General features: G+C 59.5%; 16 protein-coding genes. 10 read left to right on the top strand and 6 right to left on the bottom strand.

The window, feature by feature from the left end; genetic code table 11:
* Positions 1-121 precede the first annotated feature (121 nt).
* On the bottom strand, positions 122-712 hold the full coding sequence (locus OZ428_RS23730) for a cysteine hydrolase family protein (protein WP_010208860.1): 591 nt from the start codon (positions 710-712) through the stop codon (positions 122-124).
* A 239-nt stretch (positions 713-951) separates the two neighbouring features.
* Between OZ428_RS23730 and prmB the strand changes: the two genes are divergently transcribed.
* Positions 952-1,860: a 50S ribosomal protein L3 N(5)-glutamine methyltransferase gene (prmB, locus tag OZ428_RS23725; RefSeq protein WP_016976374.1), complete on the top strand. Its 909-nt coding sequence runs from the start codon at positions 952-954 to the stop codon at positions 1,858-1,860.
* 34 nt (positions 1,861-1,894) lie between these two features.
* Here prmB and OZ428_RS23720 read toward each other — a convergent pair whose 3' ends face one another.
* Entirely contained in the window at positions 1,895-2,701 is an 807-nt protein-coding gene (locus OZ428_RS23720) for a hypothetical protein (RefSeq protein WP_269131514.1), read from the bottom strand.
* 99 nt (positions 2,702-2,800) lie between these two features.
* The gene (locus OZ428_RS23715; protein ID WP_016976376.1) at positions 2,801-3,763 is read right to left on the bottom strand and encodes an alpha/beta hydrolase; all 963 of its coding nucleotides are present in this window, start codon (positions 3,761-3,763) and stop codon (positions 2,801-2,803) included.
* 143 nt (positions 3,764-3,906) lie between these two features.
* Here OZ428_RS23715 and aroC point away from each other — a divergent pair, with 143 nt between their 5' ends.
* The 4 genes from aroC to OZ428_RS23695 all read left to right on the top strand — a co-directional run bounded on the left by aroC (position 3,907) and on the right by OZ428_RS23695 (position 7,178).
* Complete coding sequence (aroC, locus tag OZ428_RS23710) at positions 3,907-4,998, top strand: chorismate synthase (RefSeq protein ID WP_016976377.1); 1,092 nt, start codon at positions 3,907-3,909, stop codon at positions 4,996-4,998.
* A 10-nt stretch (positions 4,999-5,008) separates the two neighbouring features.
* Positions 5,009-6,169, top strand: coding sequence for an MFS transporter (locus OZ428_RS23705; RefSeq protein WP_269131513.1), 1,161 nt, complete (start codon positions 5,009-5,011; stop codon positions 6,167-6,169).
* A complete protein-coding gene (locus OZ428_RS23700; protein ID WP_269131512.1) occupies positions 6,166-6,696 on the top strand; it encodes a 1,2-dihydroxy-3-keto-5-methylthiopentene dioxygenase in 531 nt (176 codons plus the stop codon). Before OZ428_RS23705 ends, OZ428_RS23700 begins: the two co-directional genes overlap by 4 nt.
* Before the next feature lie 212 nt (positions 6,697-6,908).
* Positions 6,909-7,178, top strand: coding sequence for a response regulator transcription factor (locus OZ428_RS23695; protein WP_033900889.1), 270 nt, complete (start codon positions 6,909-6,911; stop codon positions 7,176-7,178).
* A 60-nt stretch (positions 7,179-7,238) separates the two neighbouring features.
* On the opposite strand, the gene OZ428_RS23690 is transcribed toward OZ428_RS23695, so the two are convergent.
* On the bottom strand, positions 7,239-7,517 hold the full coding sequence (locus tag OZ428_RS23690) for a DUF3509 domain-containing protein (protein ID WP_010208870.1): 279 nt from the start codon (positions 7,515-7,517) through the stop codon (positions 7,239-7,241).
* Positions 7,518-7,869: 352 nt separating this feature from the next.
* On the opposite strand from OZ428_RS23690, the gene OZ428_RS23685 reads away from it, so the two are divergent.
* Both OZ428_RS23685 and OZ428_RS23680 read left to right on the top strand, forming a co-directional pair.
* Complete coding sequence (locus tag OZ428_RS23685) at positions 7,870-9,696, top strand: long-chain-acyl-CoA synthetase (RefSeq protein WP_269131511.1); 1,827 nt, start codon at positions 7,870-7,872, stop codon at positions 9,694-9,696.
* Positions 9,697-9,805: 109 nt separating this feature from the next.
* On the top strand, positions 9,806-10,321 hold the full coding sequence (locus OZ428_RS23680; protein ID WP_269131510.1) for an ankyrin repeat domain-containing protein: 516 nt from the start codon (positions 9,806-9,808) through the stop codon (positions 10,319-10,321).
* Between the two features lie 22 nt (positions 10,322-10,343).
* Here OZ428_RS23680 and OZ428_RS23675 read toward each other — a convergent pair whose 3' ends face one another.
* Positions 10,344-10,709, bottom strand: coding sequence for a hypothetical protein (locus OZ428_RS23675; protein WP_177110458.1), 366 nt, complete (start codon positions 10,707-10,709; stop codon positions 10,344-10,346).
* A gap of 18 nt (positions 10,710-10,727) precedes the next feature.
* Positions 10,728-11,666 (bottom strand): hypothetical protein, encoded by a 939-nt coding sequence (locus tag OZ428_RS23670; RefSeq protein WP_330911110.1) that lies wholly within the window; start codon positions 11,664-11,666, stop codon positions 10,728-10,730.
* Positions 11,667-11,859: 193 nt separating this feature from the next.
* Here OZ428_RS23670 and OZ428_RS23665 point away from each other — a divergent pair, with 193 nt between their 5' ends.
* From OZ428_RS23665 to OZ428_RS23655, 3 genes are all read left to right on the top strand, one after another.
* Positions 11,860-12,390, top strand: coding sequence for a hypothetical protein (locus OZ428_RS23665; protein WP_269131509.1), 531 nt, complete (start codon positions 11,860-11,862; stop codon positions 12,388-12,390).
* Positions 12,391-12,458: 68 nt separating this feature from the next.
* Positions 12,459-12,650, top strand: coding sequence for a PLDc N-terminal domain-containing protein (locus tag OZ428_RS23660; protein WP_003172956.1), 192 nt, complete (start codon positions 12,459-12,461; stop codon positions 12,648-12,650).
* A gap of 328 nt (positions 12,651-12,978) precedes the next feature.
* Positions 12,979-15,066 carry an LTA synthase family protein gene (locus OZ428_RS23655; RefSeq protein WP_269131508.1) on the top strand — a complete coding sequence of 696 codons (2,088 nt, stop codon included), beginning with the start codon at positions 12,979-12,981 and terminating at the stop codon, positions 15,064-15,066.

The raw sequence follows: 15,066 nt of genomic DNA, 5'->3' as shown, positions 1-15,066 counted from the left end.
ATCGGCCCTTCGACCGGACAATACACAGGTTGTTCCGGGGGGAGGGGTAAATGCGCCAAATGAGAGGGCTTTGCGGATGAGCGGGGCCGTAAACAGGCCGCGCCGCTCACCAGAAGGTTGATCAGATCAGATCTTTGGTCAACGCCAGGGTGGCGAAGTTGTCGGCCATGATGGCCATTTCGGTCTGCTGCACGTGCTCGGCGCTGAGGATGCCGCCTTTGTAGGGCAGGTCACGTGTGGCGCAGGCGTCTTCCACCAAGGTGCAGCGAAAGCCCAGGTTCTTGGCGGCGCGCACGGTGGTGCTGACGCTGGAGTGGCTCATGAAACCGCAGACGATCAGGTCCAGGGAACCGAGGTCCTGCAAGTGTTTTTCCAGGCCGGTGCCATGGAAGGCGCTGGGCAGCAGCTTGCCGATGATGGTTTCGTCGCCTTCAGGCTCAAGCCCTGGAATGAATTCGCCACGCTCGCCCTGTGGGTCGAACAGGCCACCCACGGTGCCCAGGTGACGCACATGTACAATCGGACGCCCAGCGTTGCGGGCGGCGGACACAAGTTGCTTGATGTTGCCGACGGCCGCGTCCATGCCCGAGAGGGCGAGGGGGCCGCTGAGGTATTCCTTCTGGGCGTCGATGATCACGAGGGTCGCATGGCTGAGGTTCGCTGCTGCGTAACCACGACCGCTGAGTTGAAACATCGTCTTTGGAACGGACATTCTGGGGCTCCTGTGAGGGGGGCTTTTGCGACATTGTCCACTGGCTGAGCGGTTCTGTGAATCGCTACCATCGTAAGGTACGCCGTTGTTGACGTGCAGCCATGTCAAGAGGTGGGCCTGTTTAGCACAATGATGGCAATTTGGATGAAATCCGACGGATGGCGACGGGTTTTCGTACATCGTCGGTACAGGTGAAGGCTGTTAGAATCGCCAGTCGTTTTTTCCAGGAGCTTGCCCCCGTGACCACTTCCCGCCTGCGCACCTTGCGCGACCATATCCGTTGGGCTGTCAGCCGTTTCCATGGGGAAGACCTGTTTTTTGGCCATGGCACCGACAATGCCTGGGACGATGCCCGGCAACTGGTGCTCGGTGCCTTGCATTTGCCGTGGGAAATTGCCGACAGCTACCTCGACTGCAACCTGGAAGAAGAGGAAGTCGCCCACCTGCAACGCTTGTTGCATCGCCGTATCCACGAACGCGTGCCGACACCCTATCTGATTGGTGAAGCCTGGTTCTGTGGCATGTCGTTTATCGTCGATGAGCGCGTGCTGATCCCGCGCTCACCGATCGGCGAGCTGATCGAAAACCGCTTCGAACCCTGGTTGGCGCAGCCACCGGCACGCATCCTCGACCTGTGCACCGGTTCCGGTTGCATCGGCATTGCGTGCGCCTATGAGTTCCAGGACGCCGAAGTGGTGCTGGGGGACTTGTCCTTCGAGGCCTTGGAAGTGGCCAACCAGAACATTGAGCGCCATGGCGTCGATGAGCGTGTCTATACCGTGCAGGGTGACGGTTTCGACGGCTTGCCGGGCCAGCGCTTTGACTTGATCGTGTCCAACCCGCCGTATGTGGATGCCGAAGATTTCGCCGACATGCCTGACGAATACCAGCACGAGCCGGAACTGGGCCTGGCCTGTGGCGACGACGGTTTGAACCTGGTCCGGCGCATGCTGGCCGAAGCGGCGGACCACCTGACCGAGAAGGGGTTGCTGATTGTTGAAGTGGGCAACAGCCAAGTGCACGTCGAGGCACTGTACCCGGAAGTGGACTTTGCCTGGCTGGACTTCCAGCGCGGCGGCCACGGGGTGTTCATGTTGACGGCTGAGCAGTGTCGTCAACATCAGGCGGTGTTTGCCGCCCGAGTTTAATCGTTCCCCGCAGGGCGCCCATTCAACAGGGCGCCTAGCGGTGTGTTGCAATCCAGATCAACAACCCCGCCTGAAACACCGTAAACGCCACCAGGCACGTGATGGTAAAACGCAACCCGCTGTCCTCACGCTTGAACTTGGTGACCTTTTCCTCTTCCTTGCGCAGCTTCACTTCCTGCTCTGCCAGGTTCTGTTCTGCCTGTTGCAGCATCTGCGCCGCCTCCAGGATTTCTACGAACTGCACCTTCTCGGTGTTCCAGCTGTCGAGCACATCGCTGACCTTGCCCGGCTGCACGTTACCCTTGAGGTGCTGCACATCGGCATAAGCCACATCAAAACCCTGGATGCGCAGGAAGTGATCGCGACGCAGGCGGGTGGCTTCGTTCAGCGCATCTTTGTTGGCCAGGTCAACGCCATCGACGCGATAGTGCGACCCTTTCTTTTTCGCCCAGGCAGCGCCTTGGGCGACGAGGAAGCGGCCCAGGCCACGGTTGGCCGGTTCGATTTCCAGGCTGTTGCCGGGGCCGAAGTGCACACGATGTTTATCGTGGTCAACCCAGATATCCAGGTGATTCTGTTCACGGCGCACGCGTTGGCCGGGCAACTGGATGACCATGCGCAGCAGGCTGTGGTGTTTGTCGTTGCGCTCGGCATAGCCGAACTGCACGAAGCGCAAAGGCCGCACGCCCGTGGCGCGGTCGGTGGCCAGGGGTGCCAGGCGCAGCATCTTGAAATGCTCAGCCTGGACATCCGCCCACGGCAGGGGCGCCGCGTCGACGGCCTCGGTTTTGTCAGCCGGGGTGTCGGCGGTGGATTCCGGTGTTGCTTCAGTGGTTGTCATGCGGCGCGATCCTGTCCAAGCCCAGCGAGTCGACAGTCTTTTTACTGTCGACACTGGGCTTATCGGCCGCTTTGCCCAGGACTGGAGGCAAATTGTCGCTTAACGGGGTTGAAGTCCGTCGATAAAGCGCACCAGGCGGTTGCCCAGCTCGGCGGCGAGGGGCAGTTGCGGGTCGTTGTAGGAGGCCAATTGCTGCTTCACATCGTTGGGCACGATGCGCATCACGTGGTTCATGCCCTCGATCAGCACAAGCTGCGCGTCGGGCTTGGCCTTTTTAAGTTGCTGGGCATCGCCCACACCGACCTGGATATCGTTGGTGCCCTGGATGATCAGTGCCGGCATGTTCAATTTGGCAAAGGCTGCCGACGGATCGGCACGAAACAGGCTGATCAGATATGGCTGCACACTGGGCCGGAAAATGCCTTCCAGCGGGCCAGGCACATCCGCATCCACTTGGCCGGCCTTGAGGTGATCGAGGATTTGGTTGCTGCGCAGCAGCAGGGCAGGGGGCAGGTGATCGGCCAACTGTTGGCGGATCACTTGATCCACCGGGCGCGCACTGCCAGACAACGAGACCACGCCCGCCGGGTCCAGTTGCGGCGCGGCGAGGGCGGCCACCAGCGCACCTTCGCTGTGGCCCAACACAATCAGCGGGCCCATGCGTTTGTCGGCCTTGAGCAGTTTGCCCCAGGCCACGGCGTCGGCGACGTAGGCGTCCAGAGTCAGGTTGCGTTCGTCGGGGGTGGCCGCCAGGCTGGCCGCGACGCCGCGCTTGTCGTAGCGCACGCTGGCGATGTTATGCCGCGCCAGCACCCAGGCCAGGCGCTTGAGGCTGTCGTTGCGCGCACCGTCGGCGCTGTTGCCATTGCGGTCGGTGGGCCCGGAACCGGCGATGATCAACACCACCGGCACGGGTTTGTCGGATTTGGGCAGCAAGAGTGAGCCAAACAGCTCGCCGCTGCCGGTGTCCAGGCTGATAGGCCGTTGCAACACCACGGGGGAGGCGGCGAAGCCCAGGCTGGAAAACAGGGTGAGGGTCAAAAGCAGAACTCGCAGCATCATCGCGCCATCATTGGAGAGGTGCCGGTTGGACCAAGGTCTACCGCTAAGGTTTCGAGGATGAACTACTCGGTTAGCCTGCGTATACTGGCCGCCTTAAGTTATTACGGTTGACTTGATTCAACTGATTTCACGGAGCGCCCTGCATGTCCGGCAATACCTTCGGCAAGCTGTTCACTGTCACCACCGCGGGCGAAAGCCATGGCCCGGCGTTGGTCGCCATTGTCGACGGCTGCCCGCCCGGCCTCGAGCTGTCCCTGGAAGACCTGCAGCGTGACCTCGACCGCCGCAAGCCCGGCACCAGCCGCCACACCACCCAGCGCCAGGAGCCCGATGAAGTCGAGATCCTCTCCGGCGTGTTCGAAGGCCGCACCACCGGTTGCGCCATCGGCCTGCTGATCCGCAACACTGACCAGAAGTCCAAGGACTATTCGGCGATCAAGGACCTGTTCCGCCCGGCCCACGCCGACTACACCTATCACCACAAATACGGCGAACGCGACTACCGTGGCGGCGGCCGCAGCTCGGCCCGCGAAACCGCGATGCGCGTGGCGGCCGGGGCCATCGCCAAGAAATACCTGGCGACCCAAGGCATTGTGATCCGTGGCTACATGAGCCAGCTGGGCCCGATTGAAATCCCGTTCAAGACCTGGGACAGCGTCGAAGACAACGCCTTCTTCAGCCCCGACCCGGACAAAGTGCCGGAACTGGAAGCCTATATGGACCAGTTGCGCCGTGACCAGGACTCCGTCGGCGCCAAGATCACCGTGGTCGCCGAAGGCGTGAAGCCCGGCCTGGGCGAACCGATCTTCGACCGCCTCGACGCGGAACTGGCCCATGCGCTGATGAGCATCAACGCGGTGAAAGGCGTGGAAATCGGCGCCGGTTTTGCCTGCGTGTCCCAGCGCGGCACAGAGCACCGCGACGAGCTGACGCCGGAAGGTTTTCTCAGCAACAACGCGGGTGGCATCCTCGGTGGTATTTCCTCCGGCCAGCCGATTGTGGCGCACCTGGCGCTCAAGGCGACGTCGAGCATCACCACGCCGGGCCGTTCGATTGATGTGCACGGCAACCCGGTGGACGTGATCACTAAGGGCCGCCACGATCCGTGCGTCGGCATCCGGGCCACGCCGATTGCCGAAGCGATGATGGCCATCGTGTTGATGGACCATTTGCTGCGCAACCGTGGCCAGAATGCCGATGTTCGCGTGAGTACGCCGGTGCTGGGCCAGCTGTGACGGTTCGGCTGTGACAGCCCTTCCGTACTGGCGCCTCTCCAGCTTCTACCTGTTCTACTTCGCCCTCCTGGGTGCAACCGCACCCTTCCTGGCGCTGTACTTCGACCACTTGGGCTTCTCCAGCGCGCGCATCGGCGAGCTGGTGGCCATCCCTATGCTGATGCGCTGCGTGGCGCCCAACCTGTGGGGCTGGCTGGGTGACTACACCGGCCGGCGCCTGGCCATCGTCCGTTTTGGCGCGGTGTGCACCCTGGCGAGTTTTTCGCTGATCTTCATCAGCCATACCTACGCCTGGCTGGCCCTGGTCATGGCCCTGCATGCGTTCTTCTGGCATGCGGTACTGCCGCAGTTTGAAGTCATCACCCTGGCGCACCTGCAAAAACAAACCTCGCGCTACAGCCAGATCCGCCTGTGGGGTTCCATCGGTTTCATCCTTACCGTGGTGATCATGGGTCGCCTATTCGACTGGCTGAGCCTGGACATCTACCCGGTGGTGGTCGTGGTGATCATGGCCGGTATCATCGGTGCCAGCCTGTGGGTGCCCAACGCGCAGCCTGTCAGCCATGGCAATCGCCTGGCGGGCGAGGGCTTCCTCAAACAATTGCGTAGCCCCGGCGTCCTGGCGTTTTATGCCTGCGTGGCGCTGATGCAGATGAGCCATGGCCCGTATTACACCTTTCTCACCCTGCACCTTGAACACCTGGGCTACAGCCGCGGTGTGATCGGAATGTTGTGGGCGTTGGGCGTGGTGGCGGAGGTGCTGATGTTCCTGGCCATGAGCCGCATCCTTTCGCGCTTTTCGGTACGCCGGGTGCTGCTGGCGAGTTTCCTGCTGGCGGCGCTGCGCTGGCTGCTGCTGGGCTCATTTGCCGAATTTTTCTGGGTACTGTTGCTGGCGCAGGTGATGCACGCCGCTACCTTTGGCAGTTTTCATGCGGCGGCGATTGCCTTTGTGCAGCGCAGTTTCGGCGACAAGCAACAAGGCCAGGGCCAGGCGCTGTATGCCGCGTTGGCCGGCACCGGTGGCGCATTGGGCGCCCTGTATTCGGGCTACAGTTGGAACCTGTTGGGGCCGACCCTGACCTTCAGCATCGCCAGCGTCGCCGCCCTGGCAGCCGCCGTTATCATCGGTTTTCGATTGCAAGAGCAGAACCAAGGAACCCTCCAATGAGTTATGTCGCTGTCTACTCCGTCGCTACACCGGATACGCCGAACAAGGTCCTGACCCATTTTGACGACATCGCCGCCACCCTGGCCGAGCAGGGCGTGCGTTTTGAGCGCTGGCAGCCCGGCCCGGTTGAAAAGGGCGCCAGCGATGGCGAGTTGATTGCCGCCTGCCAGGCGCAGATTGATCAGCTCGGCTATAGCGCAGCCGAGGTGATGAGGGATGCCGGCGACCCCGCGCAGAACGCCGAATTACGTGGGCAGTTTCTCGATGAGCGCCGCTACAGCGAAGACGATGCGCGTTTTTTTCTTGCCGGCCAGGGCCTGTTCGCACTGCACATTGGCGATTACGTATACGCCCTACGTTGCGAGAAAAACGACCTGCTGGTGATCCCGGCCGGTATGGCGCATTGGTTCGACATGGGTGAAAACCCGCACTTCGTGGCGTTGCGTTTATACAACACCGAGAAAGGGTGGGTGCCCGAGTTCACCGGTGACGATATCGCCCGGCGTTTTCCCGGATTGGATGATTAATCGCGAGCTATCAGAAACTTCAACCCCCGCATGTTGGAAGTTGTTGTGGGAATAAACTTAAGCTCATGTAGGGGCTTGCTGTTTATTCTCGTGGGTGCGCCTTAATCTCACGCCTTATGTAACTCTCTTCGGCAATAACGTTTATATCATCCGTCAATAGGAGGAATCCGAAGGGTGATAGGGCGTCAGCCAATAATAAAGGAGAGAAACTAATGAGAGGCCCAAGGGAATCGTTTCTGGCGCCGTATACGGTGCCCAACGCTGTCAGGCGGCGCATTAATCTGGCGGGCAAGAGCCTGACCCGCACGGAGCTGGAAATACTGCGTTGGGCCTCGGAAGGCAAGACCGTGTGGGAGATCAGCCAGATACGCGCCACGTCCGAAGCCACGGTGAAATTCCACCTGCGCAATATCTACGGCAAGTTGGAAGTCAGTAACCGCGTCCAGGCAATGAATGAAGCGGCGCGCAAGGGGCTTTGCTGAATGCATGAAAAAAGGGCCGCGACACCCGTGGGTGTCGCGGCCCTTTTCTTTGTCAGGTACTTAAGCCGAATGGTAAGTCGGCAGGGCAAAGCGGTTCTGGCTTTGCAGCATCGAAATCTGTGGCAGGTCGCTGGCTTGTTCGGCCAGGTCGCGGCGGATGGCGCTGATCACCCAAGTCAATTGGTCGGCCGTGTGCAACTGCTGGTACGAGATCGAACGCTTGACCTGCTTGCCTTCGCTGTTACGCAGGGTCAACAGGATGCCACCGTCGGGACGTGGCTGGGTGGTGACGTCGTAGTTGGAGAATACTGAAGCGAATTTATCTTGGATCAGGCTCATGTCTATCAGCTCCGTTGGCTCAAGTTGGCAAGCATGGAGTGATAGGTGCAGTGATTGTGCCAGCTATTGGTTTTATAAAATATCGTTATAAATCAATAAGATATAAAAAATGCAGATTTTCGATTTCGTGCAATTTGCATGAATGGCCATCATGCATCCTGCATTTTGCGTGGCCCGACGGTGTCGAACGGGCCCGCCATTACGCCTACAGACTGCCCTGGCGTCGCTGAATTCCTTTTTTCGGCGGTCGTTCATCGGGATACAAAACTTTTCAAATCCTGCGTGTACAGCCCAAGAGAGGCTGACGTACTTTCCTGCAAGGTTTACGAAGAATAAGAAAAAGGATGTTCCCATGAGCCAATCGCCAAACGACATGATTACCTGGGGCATGATGCTGCGTAAGGTGCCCGCCATTGTTCGCGCCCTGCCACGGGTAGTGCGCGGCATGCGTGCCGCCAACGTTACCGACCCTCAACAGCCCTGCGGCCTGGGCTGGCACTTCGAGCAAGCCACCCAGCGCAATCCGGATGGCGCCGCATTGTTGTACGCCGACCGCGTGCTCAGCTACACCGAGGCCAACCGATCCGCCAACCGTATCGCCCATCACTTGCAGGCCCAGGGCATCCGCAAGGGCGATGTAGTGGCGATGTTTATCGAAAACCGTCCCGAGTTGCTGCTGAACGTGCTGGCCGTGGCCAAGCTGGGCGGCATCTGCGCCATGCTCAATACGGCGCAGACCCAAGCGGCGCTGGTGCACAGCCTGAACCTGGTGAACCCGGTGGCGATTGTAGTGGGCGCGGAATTGGTGGCTGCCTATGATGCCGTACGCGATCAAGTGGACATTCCCACTGACCGGACCTGGTTTATCCCGGAGCAGCAGGCCGTTGTGACGCCCGAGGGTTATGTCGACCTGATGGCCGCCAGTGCCGACGCCCCGGTGGATAACCCGGTCAGCAGCGCGCAGATCTTTTTCAACGATCCTTGCTTCTATATCTACACCTCTGGCACCACCGGCTTGCCCAAGGCCGGCATCATGAAACATGGCCGCTGGACCAAGACCGCCGTCAGCTTCGGCAGCATCGCCCTGGACATGGGCCCGGACGACGTCCTCTATTGCACCTTGCCGCTTTACCACGCCACCGGCCTTTGCGTGTGCTGGGGCTCGGCGATTGTCGGGGCGTCAGGGTTCGCAATCCGGCGCAAGTTCAGCGCCAGCCAATTCTGGGATGACGTCCGCCGCTTCAAGGCGACCACCCTCGGTTATGTCGGCGAATTGTGCCGTTACCTGCTCGATCAACCCGCCAACCTCAACGACCGCGATCACCGCGTGACCAAGATGGTCGGCAATGGCCTGCGTCCCGGCGTGTGGGCGCAGTTCAAGGCGCGGTATGGGGTTGAGCATGTCTGCGAGTTGTATGCGGCCAGCGACGGCAACATCGGCTTCACCAATGTATTGAACTTCGACAACACCGTCGGCTTTTGCCTGCAGCACTGGGCGTTGGTGGACTACGCCCACGACACCGGCGAGCCGATTCGTGGCCGCGATGGCTTCATGCACAAAGTGAAGACTGGCGGGCAAGGTTTGCTGCTGGCCAGGATCGATGAAAAGTCGCCCTATGATGGCTACACCGACCCGGAAAAAAATCGCAAGGTGATCCTCACCGACGTATTCGAGAAAGGCGATCGTTACTTCAATACCGGCGATCTGGTGCGCAGCATCGGCTTCGGTCATGCGCAGTTCGTCGACCGCCTGGGGGACACCTATCGCTGGAAGGGTGAAAACGTCTCCACCACCGAGGTGGAGAACGTGCTGCTGCAACATCCGCAGATCGCTGAAGTGGTGGCCTACGGTGTGGAGATCGAAAACACCAACGGCCGCGCCGGGATGGTTGCCATCACCCCGAGCGAATCGCTGGCCTCGTTGGATATGCGCGAGTTGCTGCAATTCGCCCACGGCCAGTTGCCACATTACGCGGTGCCGCTGTTCCTGCGCATCAAGGTCAAGATGGAGACCACCGGCACGTTCAAATACCAAAAGGTGAAACTCAAGGAGGAGGCATTCGATCCGCAGAGGGCAGGCAATGACCCGGTCTATGCCTGGTTGCCAGGTTCGGACTGCTATGTGCCGGTCACTGGACAGCTATTGGCGCAGATCCAGGGCGGACACTTTCGTTATTAAGCCGCGCTATTGAATATGCCTATGGAGGCTTTTGACAAAAAAGCCATGACAGGTGGGAACTCCCTCGCGACACTGGGCGCCATATAGAGGACCAGACAAGGAGCCCCACATGTCAGACCAAGCCAAACAAATGACCGATGACGAAGCCGCAGAATTTGCCGAACAGGTGTTCGACGTCGCCCGCAAAGGCGACGCCGCCATGCTTGCCGCGCTGCTGGCCAAGGGCTTGCCAGCCAACTTTCGTAATCACAATGGCGACACCTTGCTGATGCTTGCGGCCTACCACGGTCATGTCGAGGCAGTAAAAGTGTTGCTGGAGTTCAAGGCTGACCCGCTGATTGCCAACGACAAGAACCAGCTGCCAATGGCTGGCGCGGCGTTCAAAGGCAACCTGGAGGTGGTCAAGGCACTGATCGAGGGCGGTGCGCCAGTGGACGCGTGTTCCTCCGATGGCCGTACGGCACTGATGATGGCCGCGATGTTCAACCGCGGGGAAATGCTCGACTACCTGCTCGGCCAGGGCGCCGATCCCAAGGCCGCTGACGCCCAAGGCGCAACCGCGTTGGCGGCGGCACACACCATGGGTGCAGTGGATACGGCGGCGAAGTTGCAAAAACTGGTGTAGGTCGGGGGAGGCGAATCACTGGTTACAGTAGCTTTGCCCAAACATACCATGTGAATACACCGGTCATTTGCAGTCTTGAAAAACAGTAGTAAGCGATAAGCCAGCGTTTCAAAACAATAGGGATCGCGGCGAGCTCCTCTTCGGTGATCTCGCCGCGTTTGATCATTTTTTTGGGCCAGACGACATAGTCAATGATGGCGCTTAATCGGAATGACTCATTCATGAATGTGTTCCACCACCAGAACTTTTTTTCTGCCTGTACTTCACGGTTGTTGGGGAAGTAACTTTCCAATTCTTCGAGTCTCCACTTACGTAGATACCAATGGAGTGCACAGTCCAGTACCAAAGCGGGAACTATGACGAGAACGACGACTTTTTCCCATGTCATGACCATCAGTCTTTTGCCTCATAAAGGATGTCCCCGAATTCCTCGCCCACCGAGCCTCCGACACTGCCCCCCGCCAATCCGCCCGCGACCCCTCCAATGATTGCGCAACCTAGCGCACCTGACCCACGCTTTCGTATTTTCAGTGAAATACACAGCTTGCTGGCCGCCTTTGACGTAAAGGTTCCCGCTGCTGCAGCTAATGCGGTACCCGCAACCAAGCGGATATTTAGCTCTTTCACACAGCGCCTCCCGTCCCTCCATACAAGCCTCCTTAATCGCCAGCCCAGTCGCGCCGACATCCAGCGCCATTCCGATGTAAGTTCCTTTTCCCAAAAACTTAGAGGTTTCAGCTATCGCCCTGATGCGTTGCGTATAACCCACGATCTCGCGTTTGTGCAGGTAGCTCTTAGTCGAGATCCCTAGAATTTTCTTCAGCGACGTGTGCGAGCGTAGGCTGGTACCCAAGCGGGCGACGCCGTGTAGTTGAGCATCCAGTTTCTTGAACAAAGTCTGGCGCTGCTGGAGAAACGTCGCCCTCTCCAGCGTACCGTCCTTGAATCGTTGGTGAAGTTGTTCAATCTCGCTCAGTGTCTGCTTCACTTCGTCCAAATGCTGTGCCCACGCGGAGGTCGTGCTGCCTACGCCCAAGGAGCCATACCCTAACCAACTCTGAAGCAAGTCATAGTGACCAATGACTACCGTTCCCGCCGAAGCATCTTGGTCCAACCGGCGCCGTATCTCCTGTGCGTGGCGCATCAGCCACGCATCATCGGCAGTACAGGCCACACCATATTCTTGCGGGATAATCACCATCTGCCCTGGCGTGACCAGGCCATTACGCAGATGCAGGTTCAGTGCATCGAACTTTTCACTCAACGCTCGACTTGATCCGGGTAACAAGCGCGACTTCAAACTGAGCAAGTCGGTGGTGTACTGATTGATATACGCTTGGGCCATGCGCTCTGTCCTTAGACGAACAAACATGGCCACGGACTATAAGTAGCTGAAGGCGCAATAAATCAGCGTGTTGGAATTTCGGAATTGGACTACGCATGCACCTGAGCAGGTCCTACAATTGCGCGAAGTTGTTGTACAGGGTAGCCGGTGTTATCTTCCCGGCCCCAATTCAGCCCGCCACAGGACCACACCCATGAAAACCGCCCTCGTCGAACTCATCAGCAAAATCAGCGCCGGTGTCATGAGCGAGGACGAAGTGGCGCGCATTGCCGATGAAGCGGCCCAGGCCTACGCGGACCCTGCGGCGTTTCTGGCGGCCAACCCGGATATCAACTACGACGACAGCTTCCCGATTCCGTTGGGCGAGTGGGTCGTCGTCGGCAGCCTGCCGGAGACCGTGCTGTTCCAGGCCGACACCTACGGCGACCTGTTCGCGCAAATCGTCGCCTCGTTCGGTCCTGGCGTGGCGTTCAACCTCAAGCCCAAGCAGCTGGCGAAGACTGAGGACCTCACGGCGCTGAACCGCATCCAGATCCAGATGAGTGCCCTGAGCCCGGAAGATGGTGGCTATGTGCTGCTTAACTTCAGCCAACTGCTGGATGACGAGATCCAGGCCGTGCTGGTCTATGGCAACGACTTGCCGCGCGTGTTGGAACTGTGCGCCGAGGTGGGCATCAAGGGCGAGCCGTCCCTGGAAGCGCTGAAGATCGCCGTTCACGTCTGAAATAAAACGGAACCCCCACCAGGGCTGGCTATCCTACAAGTGCATGCCCCCACTTTAGGAGCGACACCATGGGTTCCACTTTTAATGGCTTGATCGGGCTGATCATCCTGGCCCTGGATATCTGGGCGATCATCAACGTGTTCAAAAGCGGCGCGAGCACGGGCGCCAAGGTGCTGTGGATTTTGCTGATCCTGTTGTTGCCGGTGCTGGGCTTGATCATTTGGGCAATCGCCGGGCCGCGCGGTAACGTGCGGATCTGACCCCGCAACGCTTAGTCGATGCAGTCGGTGTGGAAGAGGGGCAAGCCTTCTTCCACATTTTTTTGTGTCCAAATATTCGCTACACAGAATTTTCACACAGCGTTTTGGACAATTCCCTTCGCTTTGCTTCCTTGTAGGATAGGTCTGTCAAAGGCCTGGAAAAGCACCACAAAGACGTGTTTTCCCTCAGTAATCAATAGCGTTGATGGCATTCATCGGGCACCATTTGCGCCAACGCGCTAACCCCCCTGTTCCTACACGCTTGGGCGTGGGCAGGATGCCGCTGCAATATTTCGCAACTTAAACTTCCAATGGGTCCTAAAACGACATGGCAAACCCGGACGCCCTGAATCAGCAGCGCGCTTCAAATCGCTTGCTGCAACCGACCGTCAAATCCCATCTGGCGTACACGCTGCTCTGCGCACTGGTCATGATGGTGATGTTCTCCCTGCTGCGCCTCGCGCTGCTGGTGTACAACCGTGAAATGATCCTCGACACGCCGGCCTCGACCTTCCTGGAAGCGTTCGGCAATGGCACGCGCTTCGACATCCGCTTTGTGATGTACGCGTTGGTCCCGCTGCTGCTGGCGCTGTTCAGCGTCCGCGCCATGGCTGCGCGTGGGTTTTTCCGTTTGTGGCTGACCGTCGCGTCCAGCATTGCCCTGTTCCTGGGCCTGATGGAAATGGACTTCTACCGCGAGTTCCACCAGCGCCTCAACGGCCTGGTCTTCCAGTATGTGAAGGAAGATCCGAAAACCGTGATGAGCATGCTCTGGTACGGTTTCCCGGTGGTGCGCTACCTGCTGGCCTGGGCCGTGGGTACGCTGATCCTGAGCATCGCCTTCAAAGGCGCCGACCGTGCAACGCGCCCGCGTGGCCCGTTCAGCGGTGGCAGCATCGGCACCCGCCAAGTGGCGCCGTGGTACACGCGTATTGCGGTGTTTGTGGTTTGCCTGCTGGTCGCCGTGGTCGCCATTCGCGGCACCCTGCGCCAGGGCCCGCCGCTGCGTTGGGGTGACGTGTACACCACCGACTCGAACTTCGCCAACCAGTTGGGCCTCAATGGCACGCTGTCGTTGATCGGCGCGGCCAAGGCACGTTTCTCCGAGCACCGTGATAACACCTGGAAGGCCACGCTGGAACAGCCGCTGGCAACCCAGACCGTGCGTGACATGCTCGTGCTGCCGACCGAAAAACTGGTGGATACCGACACCGCCGCCGTGCGCCGCGAGTTCACCCCGCCGGCCGAGAAAACCCTGCCGATCAAGAACGTCGTCGTGATCCTGATGGAGAGCTTCGCCGGTCACTCGGTCGGCGCCCTGGGGCGTCCGGGTAATATCACGCCGTACTTCGACAAGCTGTCCAAGGAAGGCCTGCTGTTCGATCGCTTCTTCTCCAACGGCACGCACACCCACCAAGGCATGTTCGCCACCATGGCGTGCTTCCCGAACCTGCCGGCGTTCGAATACCTGATGCAGACCCCCGAAGGCAGCCACAAACTGTCGGGCCTGCCGCAGTTGCTCAGCGCGCGCAAGTTTGACGACGTGTATGTCTACAACGGCGACTTCGCCTGGGACAACCAGTCGGGCTTCTTCAGCAACCAGGGCATGACCAACTTCATCGGGCGTAACGACTTCGTCGACCCGGTGTTCTCCGACCCGACGTGGGGCGTATCCGACCAGGATATGTTCAACCGTGGCCTGGAAGAGTTGAAAGCCCGCGAAGGCGGCAAGCCGTTCTATGCCTTGCTGCAAACCCTGTCCAACCACACGCCGTATGCCTTGCCGACGCCATTGCCGGTGGAGAAGGTCACGGGCCGTGGCAGCCTCGACGAGCATTTGACGGCGATGCGCTACTCCGACTGGGCCCTGGGCCAGTTCTTTGAAAAGGCCCGCAAGGAGCCGTACTTCAAGGAAACCCTGTTTGTGATCGTGGGCGACCATGGTTTTGGTAACGAGCAGCAAATTACTGAAATGGACCTGGGTCGCTTCAACGTGCCGATGCTGATGATTGCACCAGGCATCCAGGAAAAGTTCGGCGAACGTGACCACACCGTGGGCACCCAGATCGACATCGTGCCGACCATCATGGGCCGCCTCGGTGGCGAGACCCTTCACCAGTGCTGGGGCCGCGACCTGCTGAACCTGCCGGAAGGCGACAAGGGCTTTGGTGTGATCAAACCGTCGGGCAGCGACCAGACGGTGGCGCTGGTCACCGGCGATCGCATCCTGGTACTGCCGAAGGAGATGCCGCCGAAGCTGTGGGAATATGAACTGGGCGCCAACCCGACCGGTAAGGTGATCGCCGAATCGCCGGACGAAGGTGCATTAAGGCAGAAACTGGAGTCGTTCCTGCAGACGGCAACCAAGAGCCTGTTGGATAACACCGCTGGCGTGGTTGACGGTAAGCCGGACTAA

The sequence above is a fragment of the Pseudomonas sp. GXZC genome, assembly GCF_026967615.1.
Classification (GTDB): domain Bacteria; phylum Pseudomonadota; class Gammaproteobacteria; order Pseudomonadales; family Pseudomonadaceae; genus Aquipseudomonas; species Aquipseudomonas azotoformans_A.
This window is presented reverse-complemented; position numbering and strand designations above follow the sequence as displayed.

Excerpts from the sequence above, each read along its gene's own strand:
- OZ428_RS23720 (WP_269131514.1), bottom strand. The coding sequence starts at position 2,701 with ATGACAACCACTGAAGCAACACCGGAATCCACCGCCGACACCCCGGCT.
- OZ428_RS23670 (WP_330911110.1), bottom strand. The coding sequence starts at position 11,666 with ATGGCCCAAGCGTATATCAATCAGTACACCACCGACTTGCTCAGTTTG.
- OZ428_RS23730 (WP_010208860.1), bottom strand. The coding sequence starts at position 712 with ATGTCCGTTCCAAAGACGATGTTTCAACTCAGCGGTCGTGGTTACGCA.
- OZ428_RS23695 (WP_033900889.1), top strand. The coding sequence starts at position 6,909 with ATGAGAGGCCCAAGGGAATCGTTTCTGGCGCCGTATACGGTGCCCAAC.
- OZ428_RS23665 (WP_269131509.1), top strand. The coding sequence starts at position 11,860 with ATGAAAACCGCCCTCGTCGAACTCATCAGCAAAATCAGCGCCGGTGTC.
- OZ428_RS23675 (WP_177110458.1), bottom strand. The coding sequence starts at position 10,709 with ATGACATGGGAAAAAGTCGTCGTTCTCGTCATAGTTCCCGCTTTGGTA.
- OZ428_RS23700 (WP_269131512.1), top strand. The coding sequence starts at position 6,166 with ATGAGTTATGTCGCTGTCTACTCCGTCGCTACACCGGATACGCCGAAC.
- OZ428_RS23655 (WP_269131508.1), top strand. The coding sequence starts at position 12,979 with ATGGCAAACCCGGACGCCCTGAATCAGCAGCGCGCTTCAAATCGCTTG.
- OZ428_RS23690 (WP_010208870.1), bottom strand. The coding sequence starts at position 7,517 with ATGAGCCTGATCCAAGATAAATTCGCTTCAGTATTCTCCAACTACGAC.
- OZ428_RS23680 (WP_269131510.1), top strand. The coding sequence starts at position 9,806 with ATGTCAGACCAAGCCAAACAAATGACCGATGACGAAGCCGCAGAATTT.
- OZ428_RS23660 (WP_003172956.1), top strand. The coding sequence starts at position 12,459 with ATGGGTTCCACTTTTAATGGCTTGATCGGGCTGATCATCCTGGCCCTG.
- OZ428_RS23685 (WP_269131511.1), top strand. The coding sequence starts at position 7,870 with ATGAGCCAATCGCCAAACGACATGATTACCTGGGGCATGATGCTGCGT.
- OZ428_RS23715 (WP_016976376.1), bottom strand. The coding sequence starts at position 3,763 with ATGATGCTGCGAGTTCTGCTTTTGACCCTCACCCTGTTTTCCAGCCTG.
- aroC (WP_016976377.1), top strand. The coding sequence starts at position 3,907 with ATGTCCGGCAATACCTTCGGCAAGCTGTTCACTGTCACCACCGCGGGC.